At 45.4% G+C, this 12,005-nt stretch carries 8 protein-coding genes; 5 read left to right on the forward strand and 3 right to left on the reverse strand.

Features of this window, described 5'->3' with window-relative positions:
* Positions 1-2 precede the first annotated feature (2 nt).
* The 4 genes from ACHZES_RS21365 to ACHZES_RS21380 all read left to right on the forward strand — a co-directional run bounded on the left by ACHZES_RS21365 (position 3) and on the right by ACHZES_RS21380 (position 5,664).
* Positions 3-1,124: an alanine racemase gene (locus ACHZES_RS21365; protein WP_395546568.1), complete on the forward strand. Its 1,122-nt coding sequence runs from the start codon at positions 3-5 to the stop codon at positions 1,122-1,124.
* Complete coding sequence (locus tag ACHZES_RS21370; RefSeq protein ID WP_395546570.1) at positions 1,121-2,731, forward strand: amidohydrolase family protein; 1,611 nt, start codon at positions 1,121-1,123, stop codon at positions 2,729-2,731. Before ACHZES_RS21365 ends, ACHZES_RS21370 begins: the two co-directional genes overlap by 4 nt.
* A gap of 76 nt (positions 2,732-2,807) precedes the next feature.
* The gene (locus ACHZES_RS21375; RefSeq protein WP_038280072.1) at positions 2,808-3,266 is read left to right on the forward strand and encodes a RidA family protein; all 459 of its coding nucleotides are present in this window, start codon (positions 2,808-2,810) and stop codon (positions 3,264-3,266) included.
* A 22-nt stretch (positions 3,267-3,288) separates the two neighbouring features.
* The gene (locus tag ACHZES_RS21380; protein WP_395546571.1) at positions 3,289-5,664 is read left to right on the forward strand and encodes a glycoside hydrolase family 9 protein; all 2,376 of its coding nucleotides are present in this window, start codon (positions 3,289-3,291) and stop codon (positions 5,662-5,664) included.
* Between the two features lie 120 nt (positions 5,665-5,784).
* Here the strand turns inward: ACHZES_RS21380 and ACHZES_RS21385 are convergent, their stop codons facing one another.
* The 3 genes from ACHZES_RS21385 to ACHZES_RS21395 form a co-directional block, all read right to left on the reverse strand.
* Positions 5,785-6,642, reverse strand: coding sequence for an ABC transporter permease (locus ACHZES_RS21385; RefSeq protein ID WP_395546572.1), 858 nt, complete (start codon positions 6,640-6,642; stop codon positions 5,785-5,787).
* Positions 6,639-7,553 (reverse strand): ABC transporter ATP-binding protein, encoded by a 915-nt coding sequence (locus ACHZES_RS21390; RefSeq protein ID WP_154523635.1) that lies wholly within the window; start codon positions 7,551-7,553, stop codon positions 6,639-6,641. Before ACHZES_RS21390 ends, ACHZES_RS21385 begins: the two co-directional genes overlap by 4 nt.
* Before the next feature lie 172 nt (positions 7,554-7,725).
* Positions 7,726-8,523, reverse strand: coding sequence for a class I SAM-dependent methyltransferase (locus ACHZES_RS21395; protein ID WP_395546573.1), 798 nt, complete (start codon positions 8,521-8,523; stop codon positions 7,726-7,728).
* Between the two features lie 490 nt (positions 8,524-9,013).
* On the opposite strand from ACHZES_RS21395, the gene uvrA reads away from it, so the two are divergent.
* Positions 9,014-11,854 (forward strand): excinuclease ABC subunit UvrA, encoded by a 2,841-nt coding sequence (gene uvrA, locus ACHZES_RS21400; RefSeq protein WP_038280069.1) that lies wholly within the window; start codon positions 9,014-9,016, stop codon positions 11,852-11,854.
* The last annotated feature ends 151 nt before the right edge of the window (positions 11,855-12,005 follow it).

A 12,005-nucleotide genomic window follows, 5' to 3' on the forward strand; every position in this document is an offset into this window, starting at 1 on the left:
GGATGGAACTTACACAGGAACAGATACAACAATTAGAGACACCCTGCCTGGTGATTGATGTGGAACTGGCGGAAAAGAACATAAGACGAATGCAGGAAGCAGCTGATCAAGCCGGCTGTCGGCTGCGTCCTCATATCAAGACCCATAAAATGCCCTTATTTGCCGAAATGCAGATGAAGGCCGGTGCAAGCGGGATCACCTGCGCCAAAGTAAGTGAAGCTGAGGTCATGGCTGACGGAGGCATGGAGGATATTTTCATTGCTTATCCTATGGTCGGAAATTTCCGTATCCAGAGGGCGATTGCGTTAGCAAAAAGGATCAAACGGCTCATTTGGGCCATTGACAGCCTGGAAGGTGCTAAGTCGCTGAATCAGGCAGCTTCAGACCAGGATATGATCCTGGAAGTCCGTATGGAGATTGATACGGGAGCCGGACGCACAGGAGTGCCCATGGACCGGGCGGTGGAGCTGGCCCTTGCCCTTAAGCAGATGAAGCATTTAAACCTGACAGGTATATTTACATTTAAGAGCCTGATTCTGTCCGGCAAGCCAACGGAGGACAATATGCTGGCTGCTGAGGAAGAAGGAAACATGATGGCTGAAGCTGCTATGATGTTAAAAAAAGCAGGAGTAGAGATTCAGGACATCAGCGCTGGTTCGTCCCCCACCGGTGTTCAGGTTGCACAGACGGGAATGGTAAATGAGATCCGCCCTGGTACCTATATTTTTGATGATTTTATGCTGACTAAGGAAAAGGTAGCCGATATCAGTGAGATCGCTGTCCGGTTCTATGCGACGGTAGTCAGCTGCCAGCATTCGGATTATGCCGTTGTAGACGGAGGAACCAAGTGCTTTCCAACGGACGTGGTTCCTGGGCAGCCGCCGTTTTACTATCCCGGATATGCGGTGGTGGAAGGCGATGACAATCTTAAGTTATCACGAATGAATGAAGAGCATGGGATCATTACAGCTGTAAACGGGGAGACCGGGCTGCATGTGGGTCAGGTTCTGTCCCTGATCCCCATTCATGTATGTACGGCTGTTAATATGCAGAATACTGTATACATTCTGGAGAACGGTTCTCTCAGAAAACAAAAAGTAGATGCAAGAGGGATGCTGATATGAGTTACATTCTGATCAAAAACGGATTGATTTATGACGGAAGCGGAGAACAGCCGTATCAAAGTGATGTTCTGATCGAGGGGGAAAGAGTGATTGAAATTGCCCCGGATATTGAGAGGGAAGATGCCCAGGTGATCGACGCTTCCGGGAAGGCGGTAACTCCCGGTTTTATTGATATTCACCGTCATTGCGATATTGCGCCTTTTACCAATCCTCATTTCGGGGAAATAGAACTGGCCCAGGGAATAACAACCACCTTTGTGGGCAACTGCGGTCTTGCACCTGTGCCTTCGGTTCCCTCATGGCGGAAGGAATTATATGATTACCTGGAACCGGTAATCGGAAGACTTCCTGATGATATGGCCTTTGAGACCTATGAAGATTACAGGAAAGCTCTGGAAGCAGCAGATCTACCACTCAACATGGGATTTTTTGCAGCTTCGGATAGTATCAAAGTAGCTCTAAAGGGGTTTGGGAGCAAGGCCTATACAGCAGAAGAGCTTAAAACAGCTCAGGAGTACGTGAAAAGCGCATTAGCCCAAGGAGCCTTTGGGGTTACACTGGGAATCATGTATCAGCCGGAATGCTATTCAAACAGGGAGGAACTTACAACGGTTGTAAAGGCAGTTGCCGGAAACGGCGGCATTCTCTGCACCCATATCCGGGGAGAGGGAGACAGCCTGGTGGAGTCTGTGGAAGAAGTGATCGATGTGGCGGCAAAGGCAGGGGTTCCCCTAAATATCAGCCATTTAAAATCAACGGGTATCAAGAACTGGAATAGCAGGATCTTTGAGGCGATTCAGAGGATTGAACAGGCCAGGGAATCAGGGCAGGATGTCACTGCAGATTTTTATCCCTATGACGGCGGTTCCACCACCCTCCAGTCCTTACTTCCGCCAACTATTATGGAAGAGTCCTTCGAGGCTCTGGTAAAAGGTTTATCAGGCCCAGAAGGGAAGCAGAGGCTACGCTCAGAGCTAAATAAGGTTCACCAGGGCTGGGATAATATGTCGGAAAGCATTGGCTGGGACCGGATCATCATCAGCTCCGTCACCCTCGAAAAGCATATATTTATGCAAGGACAGACAATCGCAGCTCTGGCGGAAAAGCTGGGATATGAAGAGCCTTCTGATCTTGTGGCAGACTTACTTGTGGAGGAAAACGGGAAAGTGGGAATTATTGTGTTAAGCATGTCCCAGCAGGATGTGGATGCAGTGGCCCGTCTTCCCTTTACCCTTTTGATTTCTGACTCCCTGTACGGCGGTGACGGAAAGAACGCTCATCCCCGTCTCCTTGGGACGACTGCAAGATTTTTAAATGATTTTGTAATAAAGCGAAAGGTGCTGTCCATGGAGCAGGCCATCAGTAAGATGACTTATCAGCCTGCAAAACGGATGGGCCTGGAGGACAGGGGGCTTTTAAGGCCCGGATACCAGGCAGATGTACTGGTATTTCAGCCGGAGAGTTTCTTAGATCATGCAGATTACACCGGAAAACATGACCTGTGTACGGGCATGGACCTGGTGCTGGTGGGAGGAAAACAGGTGCTGGCAGACGGCATTCTTGTGGACCGCACCAGTGGGAAGCTGTTAAGAAAGGGCTTTAATTAAATAGTAGGAACCCCCTTCCAGGCATATATATATGCCTTAAGAAGCCGGGCAGAAAAAAGGAAAGAAGGAAGCAGACATGAATATTTATGAAAAACTGAAGGAACTTAATTTGGAGATCCCGGCAGCTCCGCCTAAAGGAGGAGTATATGCCCCGTGCCAGGAATTTGGAAATAACCTGGTGTACATATCAGGCTGCGGGCCGGTGATCGGAGGAGAAGGGATTAGTGGAAAGCTTGGAAATGAGTTTACCACAGAAGAAGGAAAAACCTTTTCCAGAAATGCCATGTTAAATGTTCTTGCAGTGTTACAGGATAAAATCGGGGATTTGAACCGGATAAAACGTGCAGTCAAAATTCTTACCTTTGTAGCAAGTGAGGATACCTTTTATGAGCAGCCGGCAGTGGCTAACGGAGGAAGTGAATTACTGCTGCAGCTTTTGGGGCAGGAGAATGTACCGGCCCGTTCAGCCATAGGTGTCAACGTATTACCTGGAAATATTCCTGTTGAGACAGAAGCTATTTTTGAAATTGAATAATAATCTTTGATGAGGGATAAAAATGGATCGCCAATTTAAAAATAATTTAATAGAGTCATTATACGTACATTACCCATTAAAACCGGAGTACGACAAAAGCATGGAGACTTATAATTTGAAAAAGCCGGTTTTGTCTTCCGTGAGTTTATGGGATGGAACCAGCCTGGAGCCATGGAGCTTTGACGGTGAGGGTGAAGTTCAGGTAAAGGATGGAAAAATATTGTTCCTGGAAACAAAGTCACGGGCAGACCATTGGCCGGATAATGAAGTCAGGGCAAACGATGCGGCAGCAGGACTTTACGCCACATTTGGAAGCTATATTGCAAAGCTTAACGTGAAAGGGCTGGAACTTGGAAAAGGAAACCGGATATGGTTTAAAATCCGTCCCATTTGCCCTGGCCTTCACAGCCCAATCGTGCGTGTTGGATTTGTCAATAATGGGGTAACCAAGATACCGGATGTCTATTCAAGAGAAGGCTTTAATGCCATCAATTTAAAAAATAATGAATGGAATACCTGTACCTGGGAGATTGATTCCATTGCCCATGATGCAATCGAGGAGCTATCATTTAACATTCACCGATATGGCAAGGAAGTGAGCACTGGAGATGATCTAAGATTTGAGCTCTGTGATATTCAGCTTCAGGAGGTAAAACCAGGAGTTGTTCATGGATGGCAGTGTGAGGAAGAGGAAGTAGTATATTCTACAACCGGTTACTTTACAAACGGGAGAAAAACCGCAATTGCCAATACCTCAGCCAAAGAGTTTGAAATCGTGAGGGAAGAAGACGGCTTAGAGAAAGAAGTGGCATACCGCGGGCAGATTGAGAAGGTGGAAAACCACCTGGGAAGCTTTAGGGTATTGGATTTTTCAGACTTAAAAACCGAAGGCACATACAGGATCCGGTTTGGAAATACGGTAAGTGAGCGGTTTATCATAGGAAATGACTTATTGGAAAGTACCTTGTGGAAGCTGACCAATTTCATGTATTGTGAGCGGTGCGGCTATCCGGTACCTAACTGTCATGGAACCTGCCATCAGGATGTGATCGCAGAACACAACGGGGTGAAATTGGTATATGCAGGCGGCTGGCACGATGCGGCAGATGTTTCCCAGCAGACCATGCAGACGGCAGAGATCTTAGATGCCATGATCGCTTCCGCAGGGAAGGTGAAGGATTCTGATCCAATGCTGTACCGCAGAATGATGGAAGAAGCAAACTGGGGACTGGATTTTGTGCTTCGAATGCGCTTTGGAGACGGCTACCGTGCATCCCATGCGGCCATCCGCAGGTGGACCGACAACTTCATAGGAAATATGGATGATTGTGAAGCAGATGTTCACAACCGGTCCTTTGAAAACTTTGTTTTTGCTGCAGTAGAGGCCGGTGCCGGAGAAGCGTTTAAGGAACTGGATCAGGAGTTGGCATGGAAGTGCGTAGATGCGGCGAAAGAAGACTTCCGTTTTGCAGATGAACGGTTCCGGGAAGTTGGAGTGGAAGGACCGTATCATTTACTGGAACATACGGCAGGCTCCAGCCTTTCCCAATACTATGCTGTTGCAGCATGGGCTGCAGGCAGGATATACAAAATTACCGGAGACAGCTATTTTTATTATAAGGCTGCCGAGTATGCGGATAAGGTAATTTCCTGTCAGGAAACCAGGAATGACCTGCCCATGAGGGGATTCTTCTACAGAGATGAAACCAAAACCCATATCGTCCATTTCTCCCATCAGGCGAGGGATCAGGTTTTTGCCATGGCCCTGGCAGAGGTTTGCGGTGCCCTTTCAGAGCATGAAAACAAGGCGGTGTGGGAAGACGGCTTAAAGCTCCATGGGGAATATTTTAAAGGCCTTCAGAAGTATACGGCTCCCTATGGCATGCTGCCGGCCGGAATCCATCACATCAGCGAGGCAGATGACCAGGAAGCCTTCCATGTGGTGCATCCAAAGGTTGATTATGAGAGAGAACGGATCAATTATGTGGAGCAGTTAAAGCAAGGGACTGACCTGGGTAACGGATACTATGTAAGAACCTTCCCGGTTTGGTTTTCCTACCGTGGAAATTCCGCAATCCAGCTGTCTATGGGAAAAGCGGCTTCAATCATAGGAACGTATTTTGGCGATGGGGAGTTAATTGAAATTGCCAGAGAGCAGCTTTACTGGACCCTTGGAAAGAACCCATTCGGTCAGTCATTGATCTACGGAGAAGGAAACCATTATGGACAGGAATATACGGCTCTGCTTGGAGAAACGGTTGGAGAGATGCCGGTAGGTGTACAGACCAGAGGAAACGAAGACCTTCCTTATTGGCCGCCCGCCAATATTGCGACCTATAGAGAAGTGTGGACAACGCCGCCGGGACGTTTTATGTGGGTCGCAGCTGATTTGATTTAAATTAAGGATGTCTCAAATGTATTTTTAAACTCATTACTATTTACATTGTATAAAGTTGAAATTCACATTTGAGACATCCTCTTTCTTTTTGTATGAACATGGAAATAAGCCAGGCTCTCCCTATCTGTGTTTTCTCAACATATTAAAAAGGGAAAGACTATAAAATACAACAGCAGTACAAAGTAAGATCACAATGCTGGCAGTCGGTGTCACCTCATGCCCTCCAAAGCGGAATGTTACGCCCATATACTCTTTAAATTCCTCCAAATAAATGGCTGGTATTCCATCAAAGGAGTTCTGCATGGGCACCTCCATCAATACCTGACGAAACAGTGATGCGCCATGGGAAACAGGAAATACTTTTATAACCGTTTGCACTGATGCAGGCAAAGTTCCTACGGGAAGATAGATACCGGTTAAAAATCCAATCAGAGTGCCCAGAATAGTACTGGCTGTGCTGAATGCGCTATGACTCTTGAAAAATGACACAACAAAGCAAACCAAAGAAGTGTTAGTTAATGCCGTAAGAAGTATTAGCAAGAAGACCTTCATACAGGCAATGGGAGTAAGCCATTCTCCTCCGCTGTGCACGATATAAATTTCTGCGACCACAGCCGTAACAAGGGCCATGATCACGCCAATTAAAAAGGAGCTTCCAATATATCCGCCAGTGATGCTGCTTCTTTTAATGGGGGAAGAATCAAAATCCTTATTGATTTTTTGCACTTTGTCATCGATCATAACACCAAACGCACCCATAGTGGTGGTCTTAGAAGTAACTGTAAGAAGTCCTGAAACCAGCCAGCTGTTCATCATAGTCTGTGCATTCTTAAGATCCTTCATGGAATCGTTCATCCATACATCTCCTAAGAACAACGCATAAAGCCCAATAATAATGAAAACGGACAGAAGAGAGAAAAATACAGCGAGCCTGTCACGAAAAAATAACTTCAAATTACGTTCAATAAAAACTATCATTGCCGCAGCTCCTTTCCTGTAATGCTGATAAAGGCCTCATCCATGGTTCCCTGAAGGACCTGAAAGCTATTAATATAACTTTGGCATTTTTCTACAATGGGAATAGCAGCCATGGTATCCGGCAGCTTTACAACAAACTCGCCCGCCGATACGGTGAAAACCAGCTCTAGTTCCTCCATGGTTTGCCGCAGGGCTGCTTCATTCAGTACGGACATTCTTAAGGTATCAGTGGTATACTGTGTTTTTAATGCGGCAGGCGTACCCTTTGCTGCAATTTCCCCGTGATCGATGACAATCACATAATCTGATTCGGCCGCTTCCTCCATGTAATGGGTGGTCAGAAAAACCGTCATACCTGTTTTCATTTGAAGCTGTCTGATTGTATTCCAAATGCTTTTCCTGGTTTGAGGATCAAGGCCAGTAGTAGGTTCGTCAAGGAACAGGATTTGAGGCGTATGGATCAGCGCGCGGGCAATATCTGCCCTTCGCCGCTGACCGCCAGAAAGCTGCCCGTAAGGCCTGTCTGCTAATTCATTTAATTCTGTTGCTGCTATGGCTTCATGTACGGCATTTTTGATCCTGGCTTTATCCGATGTGTATAAGCCAGCCCGGATGGTCAGATTTTCTCTTACGGTGAGTAACGTGTCAAGTACACTATCCTGAAATACTACGCCGATCATTTCCCGGATAGCCTGATTATCGTGCCGAAGGTCAAGCCCGTTGATCGTGATTTCCCCTTTATCAAAATCCAATAAGGTACATAAGATATCAATGGTAGTTGATTTTCCTGCACCATTAGGACCAAGAAAGGAAAACAGCTTTCCTTGCTCCACATAAAAACTGATATCTTTTACGGCAGTTAGTTTGCCGTAATTTTTTCTTAGGTTGGCTACTTCTATAATCTTTTTCATATATGATCCCCCTTAAAGCAAGTTGTAAAAAGGACGGCAAGCTTAATCAGCCAACCGTCCAGGCATTATAAGTACATTGGTAATGTCGTTTCAGGCTTTCATTAAGTTGACCTGCCAGTGATTGAACCTCATTAAGCAGCGAAGCAGATTGCGAATATCCGATTGACTAACTCTATTTGTCATACACGGTTGCTTTTATGCTAAAGGACATTGGGAACTTATCCGTATTATAATCGTAGTTAAATAGTCCATCTCCTATATTGTGCAAGCCGCCAGCATCAAAGAAGTTTTCCTTAAATTCATTGAAATGTTCAATATGCAGTCCCGCAGAAGTAAGGGAATTGATTAAATCTGAAACCGTATACATCCAAAAATATGCCTTAACACCATGCTTTGGTTCAGAGGCATATCCACCTATAGAATCTTCAACATCGGGTTCTTTTCCGAAATAAGGATACTTTACTTCCATCACATTGTTGGAAAGCTTTTGTTCATCCATTGCCAGAAAGAACGGATGGCTGTCAAATACATAGAAAAATCCATCATCCTTGAGTAAATGACGTATGGTTTGTCCCCATTTTTTAAGATCAGGAAGCCAACCGATCGCCCCCTCGGATACGAACACGACATCATATTTTTCATTATGACAATCCATGAATTTCATGATATCGGATTCTATAAAATCAATATTTGTAATATTCAAATCCTCTGCCAGTTTTTTTGCATAGTGAATATTATCCGGCACCAAGTCAACACCTGTTGCACTGGCTCCCATTCTTGCTAGCAATATCGTATCTGCGCCGGTGTTACATTGTAAATGAATAATCTTTTTTCCGCTCAAATCTCCAAGTTCATTTTTAATATATTTATTGAACTTATGGCTGCCATCTAAAAGAGATTTTTTAAATGCAATGTAGTGGTCTTGTGAAACTTGGCTCCATGCGTGTTTGTTTGAATCTACCTCTATCATATTCCAACCTCCGTAATTAATAAAAGTGTAAATTTCATTTGGTAAATATCATTTAGCAAATCAATACAGTTAATACCCTTTTGCCGGACGTTTTGGCCTAAAGAGCATGATTCCATATTATACCATTCATTGTATGACAGAACAAGCTTTGCATGATGATCCAATATGCAAATAAATGCAGGGATTTGAGGCGGCAAAAAAAGAGGAAATGCAGCACCCATGAGCGGAATGGGCAATTAAACGCGCAAGAATCAATATTTAACAGTATTTAATGTCCATGGCTGGTTCATTCTATTTGAAAAGGATCATGGCTGGTCATGGCATGAATCGTGACTGAAGTTAAGGATTCCTCGAACAAATGTTTGCAATAAGGAAAAAGATATGATATAATGAAGAAAATCGGTTGCTAAATGATTCAGGTGCGGGCTAGATATGGTCCGCATTCTATTGTTCTCATATTTAGAATTATAGTTTATTACAGGAGTATATTATGGCAAAACAGTATATTAAGATAAGAGGTGCCAATGAGCACAACTTAAAGAATATTTCCGTGGATATTCCAAGAAATGAGCTGGTTGTCTTAACCGGCCTCAGTGGTTCGGGAAAGTCTTCCCTGGCTTTTGATACCATCTATGCTGAAGGGCAGAGACGATATATGGAGTCTCTTTCCTCCTATGCCCGGCAGTTCTTAGGGCAGATGGAAAAGCCGGATGTGGAAAGCATTGAAGGACTTTCACCGGCCATTTCCATTGACCAGAAGTCTACCAACCGTAACCCTCGTTCGACAGTGGGTACGGTTACAGAGATTTATGATTATATGAGGCTTTTGTATGCCAGGATCGGAATTCCTCACTGCCCCAAATGCGGGAGGGAAATCCGCAAGCAGACCATTGATCAGATGGTGGATCAAATCATGGAACTGCCAGAGCGGACGAAGATCCAGCTTTTGGCCCCTGTTGTCCGTGGACGGAAGGGGGAGCATGCGAAGGTTTTAGAGCATGCCCGGAGAAGTGGATACGTAAGGGTACGCATTGACGGAAATCTATATGAGCTTTCCGAGGAAATAAAGCTGGATAAGAATATCAAACACAGCATTGAGGTGGTAGTGGATCGTCTTGCGATTCGAGAAGGAATCGAAAAGCGTCTGACCGACTCCATTGAGACAGTTTTGGAACTGGCAGGCGGACTGATGACCGTAGATGTAGTGGATGGACAGCCCATTAATTTCAGCCAGAGCTTTTCCTGTCCGGACTGCGGCATCAGCATTGATGAGGTGGAGCCCAGAAGCTTTTCCTTTAACAATCCGTTCGGTGCCTGCCCGGATTGTTTTGGGCTTGGATATAAGATGGAATTTGACGAGGATCTGATGATCCCGGATAAGAGCTTAAGCATTGACCAGGGAGCCATAGTGGTGATGGGCTGGCAGTCCTGTACGGATAAGGGCAGCTATACCCGGGCTATTTTGGAGGCCCTTGCAAAAGAATATAAATTCCGACTGGATACTCCTTTTGAGGATTATCCGAAGGAAGTCCATGATGTTCTCATCAATGGAACCAATGGGAAGGAAGTCAAGGTTCATTATAAGGGACAGAGGGGAGAGGGCGTTTACGACGTGGCATTTGAAGGCCTTGTCCAAAATGTTGCCCGTAGATACCGGGAAACTTACTCCGACTCCTCCAAGGCGGAGTATGAATCCTTTATGCGGATCACGCCCTGTCCTTCCTGCGGAGGTATGAGACTTAAGAAGGAATCCCTGGCGGTAACGGTTGGAGATAAGAATATTTATGAAGCTACCAACATGTCAATTGTTAAGTTCCGTAATTTTATGGACGAAATGGTGCTGACCCCTATGCAGCACGCCATTGGAGACCAGATTTTAAAGGAAATACGAGCTAGAATATCGTTCCTTATTGATGTTGGACTTGACTATCTGTCCCTGACCCGTGCTACAGGAACTTTGTCCGGCGGCGAAGCTCAGAGAATCCGTCTGGCGACCCAGATCGGTTCCGGCCTTGTAGGTGTTGCTTACATTCTGGACGAGCCAAGCATAGGGCTTCACCAGAGGGATAATGATAAATTGTTAAAGACCCTCTTGCACCTTCGCGATTTGGGAAACAGCGTGCTCGTGGTGGAGCATGACGAGGATACCATGATGGCAGCAGATTACATTGTGGATATCGGCCCTGGAGCCGGGGAGCACGGTGGAAATGTGGTCGCTACGGGAAATGCCAAGCAGATCATGAAGAATAAGGATTCCATTACTGGCGCCTATTTAAGCGGACGGATTAAAATTCCGGTTCCCAAGGAGAGAAGACAGCCTACCGGCTATCTGACCGTAAAAGGAGCAGCGGAAAACAATCTGAAAAACATTGATGTGACCTTCCCGCTGGGAGTTATGACCTGCGTGACCGGTGTATCCGGTTCTGGGAAGAGTTCTCTTGTCAACGAGATCCTTTATAAATCCCTGGCGAAAAAATTAAACCGTGCCAGGATCATTCCAGGAAAACATAAGGCAATTGAGGGAACGGAGCAGCTGGATAAGATCATCGCCATTGACCAGTCCCCCATTGGACGGACGCCTAGGTCCAATCCGGCAACTTATACAGGAGTATTTGATTTGATCCGTGACTTGTTTGCTTCCACTTCCGATGCAAAAGCAAAGGGCTATTCCAAGGGGCGTTTCAGTTTTAATGTAAAAGGTGGACGATGCGAAGCCTGCAGCGGCGATGGAATCATTAAAATCGAGATGCATTTCCTTCCGGATGTTTATGTTCCCTGCGAGGTCTGCGGCGGTAAACGGTATAACCGTGAAACACTGGATGTAAAATACAAGGGAAAAAATATTTATGACGTCCTGAACATGACAGTAGAGGAAGCACTGAAGTTTTTTGAAAATGTTCCTTCTATTGCAAGGAAGATCGCCACACTCAATGATGTAGGGCTTTCCTATATCAGGCTTGGGCAGCCGTCTACGGAGCTTTCCGGAGGAGAAGCCCAGAGAATCAAGCTGGCTACAGAATTGAGCAAGCGGGGAACCGGAAAGACCATTTACATTTTAGACGAGCCTACGACCGGCCTTCATTTTGCAGATGTTCATAAGCTGATCGAGATTTTACACAAGCTTTCGGAAGGCGGCAATACGGTTGTTGTTATTGAACATAATCTGGATGTGATCAAGACAGCGGATTACCTCATTGACATCGGACCGGAGGGCGGCGAAAAGGGCGGTACGATAATTGCCCAGGGTACGCCGGAAGAGGTTGCAGAATGTCCTTCCTCATATACAGGGTATTATGTGAAAAGGTTTTTGAGTAGGCCGCTGGCTGAATGAGATAAGGTATAAAAGTACTTCTTTAAGCTTTGAGTTTGTGAATCAAGTAGATGTGTAAATATGTCTACTTGATTCATTCGTTTATAAAAATGTTAAAAAGATGGAACAATAGAGCAGGGAAGATTTCAAGAAAATACTTGTCAAGCAAGTG

The sequence above is a fragment of the Lacrimispora sanguinis genome (assembly GCF_044987295.1).
In the GTDB taxonomy this organism is placed as follows: Bacteria; Bacillota; Clostridia; order Lachnospirales; family Lachnospiraceae; genus Lacrimispora; species Lacrimispora celerecrescens_B.